This window comes from Haloferax denitrificans ATCC 35960, from assembly GCF_000337795.1.
GTDB classification, from domain to species: Archaea; Halobacteriota; Halobacteria; order Halobacteriales; family Haloferacaceae; genus Haloferax; species Haloferax denitrificans.
Genome location: NZ_AOLP01000006.1, coordinates 53,235 through 71,868 on the forward strand (window position 1 = coordinate 53,235; position 18,634 = coordinate 71,868).

18 protein-coding genes are annotated in these 18,634 nt (G+C 52.2%); 13 read left to right on the plus strand and 5 right to left on the minus strand.

The window, feature by feature from the left end; translation table 11 throughout:
- Positions 1 to 49: 49 nt before the first annotated feature.
- A complete protein-coding gene (locus C438_RS05010; RefSeq protein WP_049917755.1) occupies positions 50 to 1,309 on the minus strand; it encodes an orc1/cdc6 family replication initiation protein in 1,260 nt (419 codons plus the stop codon).
- A gap of 891 nt (positions 1,310 to 2,200) precedes the next feature.
- On the opposite strand from C438_RS05010, the gene C438_RS19005 reads away from it, so the two are divergent.
- Positions 2,201 to 2,881, plus strand: a complete 681-nt coding sequence (locus tag C438_RS19005; RefSeq protein ID WP_004968202.1) for an IS6 family transposase — start codon at positions 2,201 to 2,203, stop codon at positions 2,879 to 2,881.
- A gap of 61 nt (positions 2,882 to 2,942) precedes the next feature.
- On the plus strand, positions 2,943 to 3,308 hold the full coding sequence (locus C438_RS05020; RefSeq protein WP_004968203.1) for a hypothetical protein: 366 nt from the start codon (positions 2,943 to 2,945) through the stop codon (positions 3,306 to 3,308).
- 731 nt (positions 3,309 to 4,039) lie between these two features.
- On the opposite strand, the gene C438_RS19010 is transcribed toward C438_RS05020, so the two are convergent.
- Both C438_RS19010 and C438_RS19330 read right to left on the minus strand, forming a co-directional pair.
- Positions 4,040 to 4,948 carry an ADP-ribosylglycohydrolase family protein gene (locus C438_RS19010; RefSeq protein ID WP_004968204.1) on the minus strand — a complete coding sequence of 303 codons (909 nt, stop codon included), beginning with the start codon at positions 4,946 to 4,948 and terminating at the stop codon, positions 4,040 to 4,042.
- An 81-nt stretch (positions 4,949 to 5,029) separates the two neighbouring features.
- Positions 5,030 to 6,046 carry a hypothetical protein gene (locus C438_RS19330; RefSeq protein ID WP_152421753.1) on the minus strand — a complete coding sequence of 339 codons (1,017 nt, stop codon included), beginning with the start codon at positions 6,044 to 6,046 and terminating at the stop codon, positions 5,030 to 5,032.
- 435 nt (positions 6,047 to 6,481) lie between these two features.
- Here C438_RS19330 and C438_RS05030 point away from each other — a divergent pair, with 435 nt between their 5' ends.
- Positions 6,482 to 7,408: an HTH domain-containing protein gene (locus C438_RS05030; protein ID WP_004968205.1), complete on the plus strand. Its 927-nt coding sequence runs from the start codon at positions 6,482 to 6,484 to the stop codon at positions 7,406 to 7,408.
- 691 nt (positions 7,409 to 8,099) lie between these two features.
- On the opposite strand, the gene C438_RS05035 is transcribed toward C438_RS05030, so the two are convergent.
- Complete coding sequence (locus C438_RS05035) at positions 8,100 to 8,423, minus strand: hypothetical protein (RefSeq protein ID WP_004968207.1); 324 nt, start codon at positions 8,421 to 8,423, stop codon at positions 8,100 to 8,102.
- 246 nt (positions 8,424 to 8,669) lie between these two features.
- On the opposite strand from C438_RS05035, the gene C438_RS05040 reads away from it, so the two are divergent.
- Positions 8,670 to 9,215: a DUF7342 family protein gene (locus C438_RS05040; protein ID WP_239640645.1), complete on the plus strand. Its 546-nt coding sequence runs from the start codon at positions 8,670 to 8,672 to the stop codon at positions 9,213 to 9,215.
- A 5-nt stretch (positions 9,216 to 9,220) separates the two neighbouring features.
- Positions 9,221 to 9,706 (plus strand): hypothetical protein, encoded by a 486-nt coding sequence (locus C438_RS05045; RefSeq protein ID WP_049917758.1) that lies wholly within the window; start codon positions 9,221 to 9,223, stop codon positions 9,704 to 9,706.
- Positions 9,707 to 9,714: 8 nt separating this feature from the next.
- Here the strand turns inward: C438_RS05045 and C438_RS20310 are convergent, their stop codons facing one another.
- Positions 9,715 to 9,867: a DUF7837 family putative zinc-binding protein gene (locus C438_RS20310; protein ID WP_439331326.1), complete on the minus strand. Its 153-nt coding sequence runs from the start codon at positions 9,865 to 9,867 to the stop codon at positions 9,715 to 9,717.
- 592 nt (positions 9,868 to 10,459) lie between these two features.
- On the opposite strand from C438_RS20310, the gene C438_RS05050 reads away from it, so the two are divergent.
- The 8 genes from C438_RS05050 to C438_RS19025 all read left to right on the plus strand — a co-directional run bounded on the left by C438_RS05050 (position 10,460) and on the right by C438_RS19025 (position 18,632).
- Entirely contained in the window at positions 10,460 to 11,341 is an 882-nt protein-coding gene (locus C438_RS05050) for a ParA family protein (RefSeq protein ID WP_004968211.1), read from the plus strand.
- Positions 11,341 to 11,862, plus strand: coding sequence for a hypothetical protein (locus C438_RS05055; protein WP_004968213.1), 522 nt, complete (start codon positions 11,341 to 11,343; stop codon positions 11,860 to 11,862). Before C438_RS05050 ends, C438_RS05055 begins: the two co-directional genes overlap by 1 nt.
- 1,011 nt (positions 11,863 to 12,873) lie before the next feature.
- Entirely contained in the window at positions 12,874 to 14,121 is a 1,248-nt protein-coding gene (locus C438_RS05060; RefSeq protein ID WP_004968215.1) for an orc1/cdc6 family replication initiation protein, read from the plus strand.
- A gap of 362 nt (positions 14,122 to 14,483) precedes the next feature.
- Positions 14,484 to 14,858, plus strand: a complete 375-nt coding sequence (locus C438_RS05065; protein WP_049917760.1) for a MarR family transcriptional regulator — start codon at positions 14,484 to 14,486, stop codon at positions 14,856 to 14,858.
- Between the two features lie 499 nt (positions 14,859 to 15,357).
- A complete protein-coding gene (locus C438_RS05070; RefSeq protein WP_004968218.1) occupies positions 15,358 to 15,606 on the plus strand; it encodes a hypothetical protein in 249 nt (82 codons plus the stop codon).
- A gap of 4 nt (positions 15,607 to 15,610) precedes the next feature.
- Positions 15,611 to 16,024, plus strand: coding sequence for a hypothetical protein (locus C438_RS05075; RefSeq protein WP_004968219.1), 414 nt, complete (start codon positions 15,611 to 15,613; stop codon positions 16,022 to 16,024).
- A gap of 29 nt (positions 16,025 to 16,053) precedes the next feature.
- A complete protein-coding gene (locus tag C438_RS05080) occupies positions 16,054 to 17,790 on the plus strand; it encodes a hypothetical protein (protein WP_004968220.1) in 1,737 nt (578 codons plus the stop codon).
- Positions 17,787 to 18,632 carry a hypothetical protein gene (locus C438_RS19025; protein WP_083899957.1) on the plus strand — a complete coding sequence of 282 codons (846 nt, stop codon included), beginning with the start codon at positions 17,787 to 17,789 and terminating at the stop codon, positions 18,630 to 18,632. Before C438_RS05080 ends, C438_RS19025 begins: the two co-directional genes overlap by 4 nt.
- Positions 18,633 to 18,634 lie beyond the last annotated feature (2 nt).

Sequence of the window (18,634 nt, forward strand, 5' to 3'; positions counted from 1 at the left end):
CAATCCACACCCCAGGCGTCGAATGTAAAATCAGGCGACAGGGACGCTTTCAGGGAATCAATGGTTGCCCACCAAGCGGCTCGAATCGCGAGTCCCGAAGGATAACCGCCTGGACGATGTCTGAGTCCTCGAGTAGATGGTAGAGGTAGGGAGTGACGCCTCGTCCCCGTCCCCTCCCGACAACGCGTTCGGTCCGTCCGAGAATATCGAGAAACACGGCCTCGTTAAGCCGGTCATTCATCCGGCGTTGCGAGAGTGTATCCATGTCCAGTTGGTTTGTGATGTACCTGTAGACCTCGTAAATCTCGTTGCTCGAAAACTCGGCCTCATTCTTGGACTCAACGAGTGCCGCGAGCGCGAGAATTGGTGCTTTTGCCTGGGTTGGTTGGTCTTTGAGTAAGGCAGCAAAGCGGTCCATGTCAGCCTTATCGCGAGCGTCCTTGACGTGTTGATCAGTTACTTTCTCAGCATCGCTATTCTTCGCGAGTTCGCCCGCGTTTCGGAGGATGTCTAGTGCCTTCCTGGCGTCGCCATGTTCTTGTGCTGCGTACGCCGCACAGAGCGGGATGACGTCGTCAGTAATCACGCCCGGTCTGAAGGCGTCCTTACGATTCTCCATAATAGCACGGAGTTGATTCGCATCGTACGGGGGGAAGATGAATTCAGTATCTTGGAGACTACTCAACACACGTTCGTCGAGCGATTTTTTGAACGAGATTTTGTTGCTGATCGCGATGATCCCCAGATTGCACGAATCAATCTTCCCAGCCTCACCAGCACGCGAGAGTTGCATCAGAACTTCGTTCTCTTGCAGTTTGTCGATTTCGTCGAGAATGACGATCACGACATCATAGAGTTCGTCGAGGATTTGCCAGAGTCGATGATAGTACGCGTCGGTCGAGAGCCCTGTTTCGGGGATAGAGATACCAGTCCTCTCGGGGTTATTGAGTTCTCGAGCAAGGTTGACGACGACACGGGTTTCGGTAGACGATTGTGTACAGTCAACGTATGCTCGACCCATATCCACGCCTTGATTTCCGGCATAGCGTTGGGCACTCCGTGTGACGTGTTTCGTGACGAGAGACTTTCCCGTTCCAGTTTTCCCGTAGATAAGCGTGTTCCGCGGCGAGCCACCGCTGATAGCTGGATGAAGGGAAGACACGATATTCTCAATCTCCTCGTCCCGTCCGATGATGCGGTCCTCGTTAGGGATGTGGTCGATCTCGAGCAGTTGTTTTCGCTCGAATATCGGGTCCTCAGCAGCCCACATTTCATCAAGTGAGCTTTGTTCCTTGCCGCCTGAATCCATACAATCGACACCCGGTGGAGATCATATAAATATAGGGTAATTCACACCCCATGCGTCGAATGTAAGAACCACCATAGACGGTCGTTTGAACCTATTAACTGCGTATTCAAGAACCACTTAGACATCCAAGCGTCGATTGTAACACACACCCCAACTGTCGAGTGTAAACCTCGCTTCGACGCGGGTCTGCACCGGGAGTGCACCCTAGGTCTCGAATGTAAATCGGCCCATCCTGACGTTACAAAACACTCGCTTAGCGTCGGCCAAGCAGACACACCCCACCTGTCGAAAGTAAATACCCGGTGAATACGGTCGACAGAAGCTCTATCGCCCCGTAGGATGAGGCCCAACAAGCATAGTGTCTCGTCTAATTGGTATACGGAATTCGTTTTCGTGTATTCGACTTATACTTTCCGCTAATTAGATATGTCCGCGAGCAGAGAATCGAACAATCGAAGTGGGCTCAGGCACTTTCAACCGGCAATCTGAGTCCCCTTACCCCATCTATTTCGAGCGTTTACATTCGACACCTGGGGTGTGGGTGTCGTGGTAATAATTCAGACAAGAATACAACTCGTGCAATACGATTATTTCGAATGGCCGCATCAAGCTCTTGACGGACGAACGCCAGCCAAGGTGGTCCTAAACTGGACAGTGCCTCGGAAGCAAATGTGTCCTATAGATTATAATCACCGCGTGACATTACCGTCGTAGGACTATGCTCGGACTTTCAGCTCAAGAGGTTCTACGGGTTCTAACGGTACTGGTGTCGTTTGTCGTTGCCTCAGCACCTATACTCTACCCAGACTACTCATTCTTCACAAAGAGAGCAAACGGCACTGTCTAGTTAAGTCAGTTTGAGAAGCGAGCAGGTCGTTGAGTTAATTTGGGATGAAGCTCGCAGACCTGCTCAGCGAGTGCTTTGCGGTGGATTTAGAAGAAACTTGGGAGCGTGAGCGGACGGCAACGCCCGTCAGGGCGTTCGCCGTCCAGCTCCACGCGACCGGATGTTCACTCAGAGAGACAAAAGAAATTCTTCGATTACTCGGCGTTGAACGGTCTCATCAAGCTGTTTGGCAGTGGGTACATCGACTGGCTGACAGCGGTCACAACCCGCCTGAGGCGAAGCCGAAGCGGGTTGCAGTCGACGAAACCGCTGTCAAAATCAATGGCGAGTGGTCTTGGTTGTATGCTACAATAGACATCGAGACAAAGCTGATTCTTGACGTCGAATTGTTTGGACGACATGGTACCGATCCGGCTGCTGCGTTTCTCCATCGACTTTCCGAGAAACACGATCTCTCAGAGGCTGTGTTTCTGGTTGATGGCTACGGCTATCAGACTGCCCTCTCTCGGTTAGGATTGAGCGGTCGGCTTGACTACGTCGAGCGAAACCTCATCGAAAAATGGTTTCACACCCTCAAAATGCGAGTCGACCGCTTCCATAATTCGTGGGTGGGCAGTCACGGAAGCGTCCGCGAGTGGTTCATACAATTTGCGCAATACTATAACTTTCAACGACCGCATCAAGCGCTCAACGGACGAACGCCGGTTGAGAAAGTCACTAACTAGACAGTGCCGAGCAAACAATGGTATCGAGAAGTTGTCACGTATCCGTGAGAAACATGACGACGTGAAACTATCATACTTGGAGGTTGATGATAACGAGTTCCAAGAAATCGTTGAGGTCATTGAATTAGTCTACTCGTACAACGGTGACCCAGAGCGTATCTGTATGGCAGTTGGGCCAATTTCTTCGATCGGGGAATTCACTGGGTTTGGAATGGAGTATGGTATCGGTGAAAACGGAGTGATATATGTCGAAGAGAAAGACGGCAGCCAGGAACTTTTGCAGTGGCGGCCTTGGACCCCCAGTGCTACTCTTGGAATGAAGCGCTTGAAGAGGGGAATTAAACAGAGAGCCCAGGAACGGAGCCATACGATTACGGTAGAGTTTGCAGTGTTGTGGGCTACAATTTCGATTGTCCTCGTCGTTTGAATGGCGATACCAGGCTCTTCTCAGAAGTCCACAAATGGGATACCACCAGTAGATTCAGCATAGGTTAGTCTAATTTGACAACATAAGTCTGATAGAAACCTTCGTCAGCATCTTTCAGAACCCGGCATTAGGAAACCTGTTTTTGCTACTAGCAGCTGTGATTGGTGTTGCGGGGAATTACAAACTATATCGGGATCGGCAAAGCCATCGTCGTGACATCCTTCGTGTAGCCCTCCTCTCGGAGATCGTCAGTATGCAGCCAGCTGTTAGAGATCTTGACCACCAAAAGCCAGTTGATGAAATGGCTACGGGTTTCCCGGAGTTTTTCCGAAGACGAGAGAGACTCTACTTTCGATACCGGACTACGTAATCTCGACAAGGTAGATTGGGTTCCTCCAGAGTACCAATCCCATTTAGATGAGGCAAAACAGCAGTTACGCAACGGTAGCGTAGAAGCTTTAGCTGAGTACGAACGAAAATCCGCTCTCCGAATAGCATTGGATGAACTCGAAAAGATCGAGTGGGCACCACCGTCGGATGAGGAGAGCGTTTGATAATTGTATCTGAGCTGCCGGAATACGGTTTCTGAGAATACTCCTGAGTCGTGAGTCGACTTCTATATCAAGCCGACCAAGACGGTGTGACTGCTCGTCTGTTCGAACGAATTTGGGTGACCCACTAACGCCCAATCTCGACCGAACACAGCAGTTCTGAATAGAGAGTAACTACCCTCACACCCGACTGGCCAACCGATCTTCGAGGTCTCTGACCTCTGCTGTCTCATCAACGGCTTCCGTCCAACGGCGAGGTAGCTGTGACTGACCAAATCGAGCACCAGCGACTGCCCCAGCGATAGCACCGATCGTGTCTGCATCACCACCGCGGTTGACCGCGGTTACAATCGCGTCCTCAAGCGTCGCTGCACCAAGTGCGTCGTGAAGTGCAGTCTGCAGCGAGGACACGACGTATCCAGAGGTTTTCAATGCGTCCGGAGACTCTCCACAAGCAATCGGTTCGAGCGCATCAGTAAGCGCCACAGGAGCATCACTACCAACGAAGTCAAGTGCGTCACGAAGCGGTGTGTCAGCGTCCTTGAGAAGACCAGCGATTGTGAGGTTCAACACAGCACATCCCCACGTACATCGAGGATCAGCATGTGTGATTTGGGAGGATTGTCGGCTCACGTTTACTAGGGTGTCCCAGTCAGTCGCATACGGAATCGCCAGTGGTGGACATCGCATCACGCTGCCGTTCCCAGCGTTTTGCCCTTCCGGAATCGAATCCCAGACTGCCTGGCCAGCCTCGTCCCATACTGCACCGTGTTTGAGTCGACTGAGCGCCCGGAGAGTCATCCGTCCAATGTCGAATGGTTCGCTGTCGTACCACGTTACGAACCTATCAGCGATGTCTCCTGGAGAGAACTCGTCATTTTCTGCAAGACTTCGTGCGATACACAGGGCCTGCTCAGTGTCATCAGTAATTGTCCCGGCTGGTTGGTTCCAGGTCCCGTACCCAACCATGTCGGTAAGGCGCCCGTGCTCATTAGCAATTGCTTCTGCAGACGTGAACTCAACTGGTCGACCCAGTGCATCTCCACACGCGAGTCCCAACAACACGCCACCGGCCCGATTAGAATCCATGTGGAAGGCTCCGGTGACAAATCAGAAATATTTTCGCACAGATGACGTCACTGGCAAAGGCTTTGCCTTCGGGATTGATGTTCACACAACATCGTGGGGATGTACGACCCACTTCTCTTTGGAGACGTCTAACAGCGTAAGACCGTGCTTTTCGAAGCTTGGCTTCATCATCTCATCTGCGATTCTAATACTCTTGGCGGCTAGTACAGGGATTACTCTTTGTTCAGCTGCGATTGACGGATAGTCCTCAGTAAAGCAGTCCGAGTAAAATAGGGATTGGCCGAGATACTGGTAGACGTCAGAAACAGATTGAATGGGCTGACTCTCGGTTTTTAATTCGGTTACGTAGACTGCTTCTGGCCTAACGATAACAAGATCGCCCCGAGCAGCGCCAGAGGAAATACCAGAGCCGAAACTCTGTGCGATTTCTGCTTCTGTCCAGAAGCCCTTCGGAGTTTTTTTGGGACCGCTTGGCTTGAGGACTTCTGAGATAGTTCGATCAGTAGTAATTTCCCTATCTAAAGTCGCCGCGGATCGCTGTATTCCAACTGGAACCTCCTGTTGAGCGAATACAAAGTCATTCTCCTGCGTCTCTAACCATCTAAGCAACCTCCCAGCCAATGCGTCCTCCTCAGCAGTAGTCCCAGAGGCTGCACGGACTGTGATGTCACGTTCTTCAGACGTGAACTCGCTTTGTCTTTGTTCGTATCGCTCAATTAGTGCAGTGTCGAGAGAATCTACCTCTGCGTCTCGCTGAATCAGGTATTCTAGCAATTCACGAGCTTGTCCCAACCGTCCGTCTACAGCCTGAGTAAACGCAACATCACAATTGAGTGGTAGTTGTGCCGATGGAGTGTCTAGCGAAGGGGACTCGTTTTCACCGTAGCCACATAGTTGACCCAAGTAGAATTGTGGCTGTTCAGTGGGATTATCTCTGAGAACTTCAAGTGGATTATCAATATCAACATCACTCAATAATTGATCTTTAGATAACGGTGTCAGTATATGATGTGCAAGTGCCAAATCGTCCGACGTCAGAGTCTGGGAACCATTGGTTCTCTCGTACAGGAGGTGCAAAGGCACTTCAAATACTTTCATCAGTCTAGACGAGAGTCAGTCAAAGTAATAACATAATGGGGTGACTGCAGTATAGTGACCATCCTGATCGACACTCGTCTGTGTTTTTTACGATAACGAGCAATTAGACCGTTCTCTTAGATCCCGTTCGACAAGCCCTGTCCCTTAGAATTCAAAGAGCGCAATCAGTCCTGAAACATCCTCTCGTACGGACTAATGTCCAACTGTGAGTCCCGGCTGTTACAACAATCCCGTTGTACCATCACTTTTCCACCTAAGCGAGGCAATTTGGACACGCCCAATTTCTTTGTTGGACGCAATTCCAGTGTCACACTATTGTCCTTGAATACACTATTCTCTCTACCGCAGAGATCCATCGAATTTCTCAACAATCACCACCAAATGTCTCATATCCGATGTAGTGCTTTATTACAAGTACATCCAATTTGAGACACCATGCTAGAGGAGAATGAGTTGCGAATCATGGCGACACTTGATTCCCCTAAAAAGCGCCGAGCACTTGCTACTGAGCTCGGGTATGAGCCGGGGACCATCACGAACGCTGTGGTACATCTCGAAAAATTGGGATTGGTCACCCGTGAACGGGTGGGAAACGAGACGATAATACACCCAACGTCTGCGAAGTGCCTCGAGGTGTACCAAGACCTCACGGCAACCAACTCCCACGTTGACTTCCCGGAATTGCTGACGTCGTCGATGCTTCGCGTCCTCTATTATCTCCCCGCGGATGAACCAGTGTCGGCAGCCGAGCTTGCCCAACGAACCGAGGTGTCACGGGCAACTGTCTATCGGACGCTCAAGACGCTTACAAACCGGGCAATAGCTGTTAAGCAAGGAACGAGATACCACCTCACCGAACAGTTCTCAGGACTTCACAAGTTCGCCGTGGAGCTCCGGCACCAACACCACCGTACGCAAGTCCAGACCGACATCGGGAGTGGAACACTTCTGTGGGAATCTTATGACGAGTTCATTGTGCGAACAGACGAGGGTGTTGACGACAGTCAGTACCTGCTAACAGGACTCGATGCATTCAGCGAATACGGTCTGCAGTTTTTCACGCGCTCGGGGAACTATTACTTCTACTCAGAAAGCCGAGAGTCACTCTCACCGGCCGATTTGGTCTGTCACCCACTCCTCATCGAGAACGACGCTCGCCACCGAAAGTACGCTATACTTCTCATTACCGCAACCAACACATCCCACGAAGACGTTCACAAAGTCGCAACATCCTACGGAGTCGAAGACATCATCTCACCTCTCTTGACGTACCTACGAACAGAAGGCGAACAGTCCTCAGCCCAAACCCCACCCTGGTCTGAAATGGAATCGCTCGCTCGTGACTACGAGGTAGAGATATGACCCGCGAGTCGACGTTGGAATACACGGCGATCCGAGAACAGTTTCACGAACTCGCGAACCGTAGACCGTGAACGGGTCGCTCAGTGTATTCGACTACTTGCGGAAACCGAATACGATGACGACCTGTACGAAGGAGTTCCCGAACGGGCGGTTGAATCGAAGCTTGGTGAGGAGACAGCTACGTCCGATATTGAGTGGCTCCACTAGATCGGAGTCGTCAGATACGGTGAGGACGGCTCACTCGTCCTCCAAGAGAAAATTTGATACCCGAATGGTAAAATCCAAACATCGTTTCCTCGTACAATCAGTTAATGAGTGAGCCAAAAGACGCGGACACGAGACCAAAAATATCAGTTGCAGTTGTAGATAAGAGCCACACGAACGAAATCCCAGACAATATTGACTCTGAGTTATATACGACAACAAGGCCTGAGTCATCGTTGGTTGAGTTTGCGGCCGACCCTGACGGGGAACTGGCAGAGGCACTCAGGCGAAACGGATTCGACGTCTGAGCTAATCCACTTACACACCTACCTAACAGCTATTCCTGCAAAAAAGTCGTAGAATAATAGGATTTCAACAGAGCCGAAAAATGCTATCCCTACGCGAGAGCCCTTCATCACCAGCCTTCTCTTCCTCAATTTTTCATCTTTCACACGGGTGCTGAACCGTACTTGCGCGTGTCTCTCATTCACCTGCCCGAATTGACTGGCCCTTTATATTTCGACTTGATTTTGTCTCCCTCTCGCCACTGCCAGTAGTAGTATCGGTTGTCGTTGATCTCTTTGACAGTGATCGTCGCCTTCGTGGGGACATCGTCTGGAAGGTCGTCCGACCGTTCTTCGAGCTCGCCTTCCGGTGACTCGTCCTCAAGACGAGCCTCGCGCACCTTGTGTTCGGCCAGCTCTTCGGCATAGCGGCCAACGTCCCGAAGACGGTTCGGCGATGATCCATTGAGAGCGTTGACGACTTCCGTGGGGAGGTTCGGCGGCGGCGTTGGTGGTTCGTAGGACATCGGCTGCTGCCTCGTGTTAACCAACACAAGTCGCTAATCAAAAATTTTGTTGGTTAAGTCAGTGCCGCGAATCGTATCCAAGACTCAGAACAAACCCACACAGCCTCTTTTCAGCTCACCATCCACGGGTCAAAGCGCCAAACCAGGATTATCGTACAAAGTATCATACCCTAGAAGGTGTTATCGTAATTGCAAACATATCTTAGCACCCACAAACTAATATGAGCGTAATCCGTCTCTAGGACAATGACTGAGGATACGCCGTCTCCGCCGGACATGAATCTGACCGGTGAGTGGGACAAAGCAGTCGAGAGCCGGACGGTCAAAGATCGTGTGTATGAAGCAGTAACGACGCTCACGTCGCCGACCACTGTTGCAGATGTCGCAGAACGTGCTGACTGTACAAAAGAAGGCGCACGTCCTCATCTCGAGTGGTTCGTTGACGTCGGAGTGCTCGAAAAAGTCGCCGACAATCCTGCGCTCTTCGTTCGCAATGAGGCCTACTTTGAGTTCCGTCGTATCACGGAACTGACCCGGGAGCTCAATACACCAGAAGCGGCTGAGGAAGCAATCGACGAGTACCGAGCCCGAGAACAGGAGCTCTCGAGTTACTTTGAGGAATCCTCGCCTGAGGCAGTTGTCCTTTCCGAGACGACGTACGACGATCTCGATGAGGCGTACGATAGACTGAGTGAATGGCGAACTATCACTCGTCGCCTTCGCGAACTTCGTGAAGCCAAATTCCGCCTCGAGTCAAATCACGGTGGAAGTCCTGCCTCCTCGTTTCCCTAACCTCGATGGGACGCACAGATGACCTCAACGAAGAACGGATGCGAATTCTCGGTGGTCGACTCGCAGATCTCTCGGTAACCGAGACCGTCCAGTACTTCCCGTCTGGAAAGGAAGACCGTGTTGTTGCCACTCTTCAGTCGAGTTACTATCCCGACGTCGTGGATACTGCTACTCTCGAAATCCGTCTTCGACTGAATGGTGAGTTCAATATCCAGTATTTTGAGGAATGGGCTGGTGAGCGCTGGTCGTGTCGATGGGACCGCCACCCGAATACACACAACACACGCGACCACTACCACGTACCACCCCAGCCGCGAGAAGAGAGTGCGGTCGATGCAGTCTACCCAGAAGATCCGAATGACGTGCTTCGGATGGTTCTTGAGACTATAGAGAAACGAATCAACGATATCTGGGCGACAACAGATCCGATTTTCCCGTCAGAATACGAGTTCAAACAGGAGTACGGTGCAGACTACCTCGTGGACACGTAGGCAGTTTGTCACTCTGGGCGGACGACTTCATCGCATGAATAGCACTCTGCGAACACGCCAGTTGTCCCATCGCCATCCTCGAACTCAATAATCGACTGATAGGCTTCGATCTCTTCGCCGCAGTCAGGGCATCGACCAAGCGCCGTCGAATCACTCGTCATGGGGGATTGTGGAGACGCATGTGACACAGATTGTCTCCAGTAGTAGTTACATGGTGTCACAGCAAAGATGTTTGGCCAGTTCGCGCACCCCCCAAAGTCCCAATCTCCGGACCTGTGGTCGGCACTGGTTGTTGATATCGGACCAAGATAACCAATTTCAGAGTTGGCTATTTCGAGATAGGCTATTTTGCCTTCAAGCGCAACGGAGTCTGCTCGCATATTCCGAGCAGAAGGTTAGGAGCAAGTTAGGTACCTAAGGCAGCTAAGTCACCTAAGGTAGAGATGGTAGGATAGAGACATTTCTGGATACCATCCATAATCGAGAACAGCCTTAGTTAGCTTAGTTTCCACATTCACATTAGGTACCTCAGGTGCCTAAGGTGGCACAGGCCCATTAGGTGAGGTAGTTGAGCTAGGACCAATAGATAACATAGATGAATCAAGCTGTACAATGGTACCTACCTTACCTGCCTTAGGTACCTTAGGTGGCTTAGGTGAGGTAGTTAAGTCAGGAAATATTATATGATATGCGTGAGTCTATCCGCACAACCACAGGTACCTCAGCTACCTTAGGTGACTCAGGTGAACTCCAATGTCACAGGAACCCCAACCAAACGCTGTCGCACTGAACACGCTCAAGGGTGGCGTCGGGAAAACAACGATTTCGCTTAACACTGCCCGCGAGTTAGCTGAGCGAGGTCACGATGTTCTGCTTGTCGACCTCGACCCGAATGGTCACCTCACAGTTGGCCTTGACTTCCGCGAAGTCTATCTAGACGATGAGCACGCAGATCTCGGAGAGATCATCATAGATCGGGATGCAGAGCCAGATGACGCAATCGTTTCGACTGAGTTTGGGTTTGACCTCTTCCCATCAACAGCAGACCTCGAAGACGTCCAAGATCGTCTCGGGTCGGTGAACCACGGAACAGTCAGGATGCGACAGTTCCTTGTTGAGCCGCTCTTGGGCGAAACCTACGATTACATCATCATCGACACGCCCGGGAGTACGGGCCACCTCACGGACAACGCACTCGTCGCAACCGAGTCGATTCTTGTGCCACTCCGCCCAGGCCCTGAATCACTCGGAGGGTTCGAGCGAACGGTCGAGCGTCTAATCAAGCCACTTCGAGAGTTCATTTCGCTGGACTTGCTTGCAATTGTACCGACAGACCTCCAACGTCGTATCGATCAACAAACTCTTGACCGAGAGCTGATCGAGTCGTTGGTGACGCGTGAACATCTCGCTGCGAAGGTCCCGAACTTCGCGTATATCTCTCCAGCTGACCTGGAAAAGATTGATTCCGGAGAATGGGATGGCTCACTCCCAAAGCCAGGTATTCGCCACTCTGAGTCACTTTCCCGTGCAATTGGAGATCACAAACCGCTTCGAGACTACGCACCAGAAGATTCGATCCTCTCGTCGTTCGAAGAACTCGCAAGCATCATTGAACACGGAGAGGTGCGTCGCTAATGGGGGACTACACCGACCGCTTTGCAGGGTTGGATGAGGAACTTGCGGAAGTCGAAGACGATGACGAAGAGCAGGAGTCCGATACAGCCAAGTCTGAAACTACGGACACCTCTGGAGAGGTACGGGACGAGGTGACGGTCAAAGATGAAGACATAGAGTCAGACGTTGATTCCAAAAAGGAAGATGAAAGCCTCGAACGTGAATCAGAGGTGAGTAAGCAGTCAGGCACCGATGGATCAGAACAGGAATCCAATCAAGAAGTAAGGCCAAATACTTCTAGAGCGCTCGAAGACAGTAATCCCGGTTTCCCCTTCTCTGAGTCGGTACAAGCTCAGATATACCCACGGCGAACCACCCACGACGAGTTTGAGGACTTCATTCAATTCGACGTGAAACAAGCGCTCAGAGAGTACGGTATCCGGAATGACGAGAAGCGTGAGATACACGAAGCAATCCTTCAGTTCGTAATGGAACATCCTGACGCAATTGCCGACAAGGTGGTCGAACTTCGCGAGACATAGGACGAGAATTATTCCACAACCCGTTGACACTCCATGATGAAGCGAAGTTGGTCACTCACGGAGTCCGGACACATACACCGTCGTTCATCTGTTCTTTGAGTCGAGAGTAGAGTGGTGATGGAGTGACGACTATAGTTAGTATATAAAACAAGGATATTTCACTCAGTTTCATAACTCTGGATGAATTGATTAAACGTCATTAACACACGTTTGACGGCTTGATAAACTACCTAGGCGAACTTAGAATAGACGGTATAATTATCTTCTACCAGTAAATATATAATAATGCGAAGACAGTGATTTGTGGTAAAAATCATTCAATGGTTCTAGTTCTAGTCTAGTGTTGATTCGGTTTTGGTGGTACAAACACGATGAATCATGTTTTGCCACTTGCTGACCTCGGGTTCACGTGGAAGAACAGATGAAATGTGGTGTGTGTGTGTCGGAACCTCTGAAGAACAAACGAACAGATGAACAGGTGGTGTCTGACATAGATTCGAGACTTCCTTGCCGAGCTGACGTCACAGTAGTTCGCTAATCTACATCGATGAAAAAGGAAATTCGGGCGGTGACTCTGTAATGATCGCTTTGGCGAATATTTGGTGTAAGAGCGTGACCTCGACTATGTTTCAGAAGAAACAGATGAACAGCGGTGTCTGTTACAACATCAGTGTGTAGTTGAACAAGCGAATCAAATGAAATGTGGTGTCTACAAAAGAAACAGATGAACAAGCGGTTCTAGCACTCTCATCGTGAAATTCTGCAATAGATAAATTATTGATGCTTCAACCCGGTGAGATATGCCTGATTTCTCTAAAAGCTAATCGACTTTTGGACTTCGCTAGTATATCTTGGGAGTTGTCTCCGGGCAAAAGCTGGGGAACTAGTCTCGTCGACCGTGGACAATACGGACAACAACTCGAGAAACAAATGAAATACGGTGTGTACAAAAGAAACAGATGAACAAGCGGTCCGGGGGGTTTATATCATTTGGCAACACAACCCTCACCAATGGGTCAATTTGAGTTCAAGCGTGGGAACACCCCCTACGTCAACAGAGGGGCACTCACCGACGAGTATACCCCAAATTCTCTCGTCGGTCGCGATGACGAACTCGAAGAGTACCACTCGGCGCTTGAGCCGGTTATTTGGGGGGAGACTCCAAAGAACATCTTCCTCTACGGTAAGACCGGGGTCGGCAAGACTGCCTCAACTAAATACTTCCTCAAGCAGCTCGAAGCAGATTCCGAACAGTACGATGACCTTGTCCTGCGGACGGTATTTTTGAACTGCGACGGACTGGAGACGAGCTATCGTCTGTGTATTGCACTCGTCAACCAGATGCGCTCGGCCTCCCAACAAATCTCTGAATCCGGTTACTCGAAGTCTGAAGCATATGCGATGCTGTGGGAAGAACTGGAATCGAGAGCTGGAACTGTCCTCATCGTTCTGGACGAGGTTGATCACATCAAATCCGGTGAAGACAGTATTCTGTACCAGTTGTCTCGTGCCCATGCTAATGGGAACGTCTCCGATACGAAGATCGGAATCATCGGTATCTCAAACGACTTGACATTCACAGATGACCTCTCACCAAAGGTCAAAAGCTCACTGTGTGAACGCCAACTTCACTTTCCAACATACGACGCGACTGAACTCCAAGATGTCCTCCAACAGCGTGCCGATATCGCGTTCAAAGACGACGGACTCGATGAAGGAGTAATTCCACTCTGTGCTGCATACGGCGCCAAAGAAGCAGGTGACGCTCGTAAGGCTCTTGACTTACTACTAGAGGCAGGCGACGTTGCTCGCGAAAACAAACGCAGCTTAGTCACCGAAGACGACGTCAACCGAGCACAAAGCCGGCTGAAATCGAAGAAGGTCAGGCGTGGGATTCAGGGATTACACGAACACGACCACTACATACTCTATGCTCTCTGTGTGTTGGCTGCAAACGGCAAGATGCCTGCGCGTACACGTGTGATCTACCCACAGTATGAGCGAATCTGTGAAGCTGGTGATATCGACCCCCATACTTCTCGCTGGGTATCTGACCATCTTGACGAGCTCAAAATGCTTGGCTTGCTTTCGGTGACCGAAAAGAACCTTGGCCGGAAAGGTGGAAAATACCGGAAGTGGGACTTGAAGACTGACATCTCTAACATTCTCGAATCGATAGAAGAAACCCTGAAAGTAGTAGGAGTCCTTCGCAGTATCGAACCGTACATCCCTGATTCACTCGAGCTTCGGTCCAACTGACGGTGCGGCATTTTTTGCTGGGGCCAGATTCACTCCGATGTTCCTGCTGACACTGCCACTCGGTGGCTTCAGTAGGAAACTCATCAGTTGGCGCGGAGCCACCACACCTTGTACCGCCGTAAAATGCGGATACTGAGTCGTCTTTGTCTATCAACAATCTCCTTGCTGAATTAACTCGCCACTCTTTAAATACTCGGTCAGACACACCACTATTGCCAGTAAAAACTAGTATCCCCCAACGACCTCAGATTCATCACACTTCTATTGGGAGAACGCGTCAATCGAGACCTTCCAGCGTCCAAAGAGTACTCTGGAACAACTACTCCTCCAAGTCTATTACTCCCCGTTACATACTGTTACATATGCCCGTTGATTTCGAAAATTACCAGCCATCGGATCTTCCAGGACCGAATACGAATGGGCGGACCATTCTTCGCTTCCTCGCAGCGACTCCAGAAACAGGGTATCGAGCAGGTGAGATTGCTGAGGCGCTCGACATCCCACGAGGAAGTGTTGGGACGACGCTCAGCAGACTCCATAATCAGGGGTTTGTGCGTCACAAGGGCAAGTATTGGGCGATCACTCCCGACGCCTACGATGCACATACTGCGAGCTTGATTGGCTTGGCTGCCGTGAGCGAGCAGTTTGAGGGCGACTACTACGACGAGAATCCGGGCTGGGATGCAAATCTCCCTGATCTCGATGAGTATGAAGATGCAGACTCGGGTGCGGAGTAGATCTGATGTATGAGCGTGGGGTAATTGTCGTCGCCGCAGATCCGTTCTGGCATACTCCTTGACGTCCGTATCTCATCCTCAGCGACTCGAGTCATCCATTTGCCGGCAACCAGTATATTGCACTCGGGATCTCGACGAAGGAGTACTCGGACAGTCTTCCGCTTGCTGGCGCATACAAGACCGGAACGCTAGACTGTGTGTCGTTTGTTTCGCCGTGGGCCATCGTCTCGCTGATGGATAGTGATATCGAGCGTGCAGTTGCTCAGGTTACTTCAGAGTTCACAGATAGCGCTGCCTCTCGACAGACACGATATGTTGAGTGACATCCCTCTGCATCGTTAGGTAGGTGGGGTGTCGGTGTTCTAATTCGATCAGATAATTTAGCACCTAGTTTGGCATGCTAGCACACTTCGTGTCGGCCAGTAAATATATAATATTCCACCAATCTGATTGACATGTACGCACCGCAAGACAATCGGTGCGGAACGATACCGAACACATGATCTCCCGCTCAGTCACCGTCGAAGACATCGATGAGTTGTTCCTCAGGTGGAACGACCATCTCAACGCATCGGCCCTCTATCGGCAAGCCCTCCGCGACGAGATGCAACTTCGCGACGTTGAGCCGCACAAACTCCGCGCACAGCTCACCGAAGCGCGTGAGTTGGGCTACTCGCTTGATGAGATTGCAACCATGACGAGTCGCTACGCCGACCTCCAAGCGCTCGTGTACGACCACACCGAGTGACCTCATGTCTGACTCACACTCCCCGACTGACGCTCGCTCCGCCGACCAGCAACGGCTCTCCCGATCTATCCTCCGACACGTCGCAATCGGGAGCGTCCTGTTCGCGCTCGTTGCCGTCCAGCCAGTTGCCGCACAAGACAGCGTGGTCTGCAGCGCTGAGAAATTGCCGGGGATGGTTGAGGGCTTCTTCCAGATCACGACGACGCTCGGCTTCATTGGGTTAGCAGTCATCTGGCAGGCCGATTCCCTCGCTGAGATCTTCACCGCCAGCCCCGAACAGAAAAAGCGACTCAAAGTCCACAAGCGCGCGGCACTCAAATCCGCCCTCATCTTGGCGGTGCTCGGCCCGCTGTATACCGTTGTGGCGTCGATTATGGGCCTCCCACTTGGCGACTGCGTGAACCTCACTCCCTGGTAAGCCCCCCACCAATCCACCTTTGCCCTCCCATGAAGCATCGAGTGCCCTCCGTACTGGTAGCCGCGTTGCTCGTGTCGAGTTCCATTATCGGCCTCGCCACGGCACAGCCCCCGAGACCAGGGACTGAAACAAACGGCCTCACGGAAAACGAGTCGGCAACGCTCTGGTCTCGTGATAGCGACCGCTACGTCAGCCAACAAGACTACCAGCAGCAGTACGGCGACGACCGAACGGCACTCCACCAACTCGCCAACGGGACTGACATCACGTTCACGCGCCCGCCGGCAACGGCCGCGACGTGGACGCGCAACGACTTCGCTGATCTCGACGCCGGCGGACCCGACACGTCGACGTACCCGCCCCACGCATCACTCGAAGATGGGACGTTCATCGACGATGCGCACGCGACGATTTTCGCGGTCACGCCATCGACGCGCGGGCATCTCGACGCAGGTGAGACACCGCTCTATATCGCTCCCAACGGGACGGTTCGTGGACTCGTCGATTACCGCGTTCGCGTTCCAACCAGGAACGAAACGGGCAACCGGACTACCGACTGGGCACTCGTCTCCCATGAGATTGAGAACATCCGTCTGAAAATCGATGGCATTCCAGTCGCAACTGCTCGCGGCACTCACACGCCAGAATTACAGTATCACACCACTCACTCGTGGAGCGCGAACCTCACGCTCGAAGCGAACATCTCCGTTCGCCTCAAGAAGACCGTCGAGACAACGGTTGGTGGCGAATCTGAGACGACAGTCAGCTACCGGACCGAGACACGAACTGTCTCAGATACACTCGATGCCGAGATTTACGACCTCGCGGCGTACCCCTACTACGCGCAGTACCCGAACGGGGATACTGGCGTCGCGATTTTCCAGTCCCGCCCGTGGCAGGGCTATACGCTCACCGACGAGGAGACCTCCAGAGTCCGTGGTGTGTGGCGATTCTACACCGCTCGGAACACGAACTGGGACACACTCGTTACGTCGACCGCGTCAACGACGACCACGGCACAGTCGGATGCGATTCCCGTCCGAGTTCACGCGTATCCCTCACAGATTGGCCCGCGAGCAGAGCCGGTTCGCGATGGGCCGGATATCATCGACACGTGGGGGACTGACCGGGCGTCACCTCGCCGGACGATCGGCGAGAACGTGACTGTCGAGGTCGTCAACGAGTCGTACACCCCGACCTACGGGTTGGCCGTCCGTGCGGAGACCGTCGACCGGGAGGCGCTTCGGGTGGGTGGGATCGTTCGTGGCGTGAATGCCACGATTGTCGACCCCCAAGTCGGGTCGGCGCGACAGCTTCGCGAGAGTAACCTCTCTGTTGAGCTCGTTTCGCAGACGACGTCGAACGCGACGCTTCGAGTCGAGTTGCGCGATAACCAGACGGGTGCGCCAATCGCGTCGAATGGGAGTGACCGACAGTACCCGATTGGCGGGTCGTCACACAGCGGCTACATCACCGTTGGTGACCAGCGCGTTGAGACCAACGAGAGTGGCGTCGCAATCGTCACGCTGGACGAGCCGGGGATCTACACCGCCCGCTACCACCCCGGCACGTGGCTTGGCCACGACCCAGCATATGTGGGTGATACGGCGTCCGTTCGTTGGCATCCACTCGGGACTCTCGATGGGTGGGTTGCATTCGTGTTCGAAGTCGGCTGGCAGGCGATTCCGTTCGTCGTGACGTTCTACGCCGGTCGCCGACTCCTCCGTATGTTTGGACCGACAGATAGCTACTACCGAAACCAATGATTCCAACCGATTCACCGATTGATAGACGTACCGTTCTCCGAACCTTCGGCGGGGCCGCCCTCGCCAGCGTTGCCGGCTGCCTTGATGGTAGCCGTAACTCGGGCACAACGACATCTGACCAGACGTCGGCGGCGACTGAGCGTGCTGGTCCCCTCTCACGCATCGCTGTCGAGGGCCAAGCCGTCGTTGTTGAGGTTGATGCTGACGCACCCGTCGAACAGGTAAACCTCATTCAGCCGAATGGGGAACTCTTTGGGAAGCGCGGGCTTGCCGCCGGCGCACGACAGGTTTCGTTCGAAATCGGGACTGCCTACGAGCCCGGTGAGTACCATGTCGTCGCGCTGGATGGTGACGAAACTGTTGCTGAGGGTTCTCTCGAGATTAGCCCCCAGATTGAGATTCAGGACGTTGGGCTGTTTCGAAATGTACCGGATAAGCCGTGGGACGAGGTCTACGGTGAAAGTCCGACTGATGCAAAAAAGAACGGTGAGGCATTCGTCACGGTCAAAAACAGAGGGAGCGGACCGAATGCAATCGTTGAACTCCACTTTGTTGGTGACGTTCCTAATCCAATCGAAAACCCACGTGGGAACGGAATCTATGAAGAAAGTAGCGTCGTCGTCCCTGCAGGAGAAACAGTTGATATTTTCAGTAGCTCATTCCCATTCGGTTCAGCCATTGGTGAGGATGGGATGGGCTGTTCGACTGATGGTAATTGTGGCCAGTTTACTGTTGTCGTAGACACTCGAGTCGCAGCTCGGCAGGTCACAAAAGAGTACAACGTGGCATACACTGACGCCGAAGAGATGCAAAACTGCGAGATTACGATTAGCGAGGCATAGCG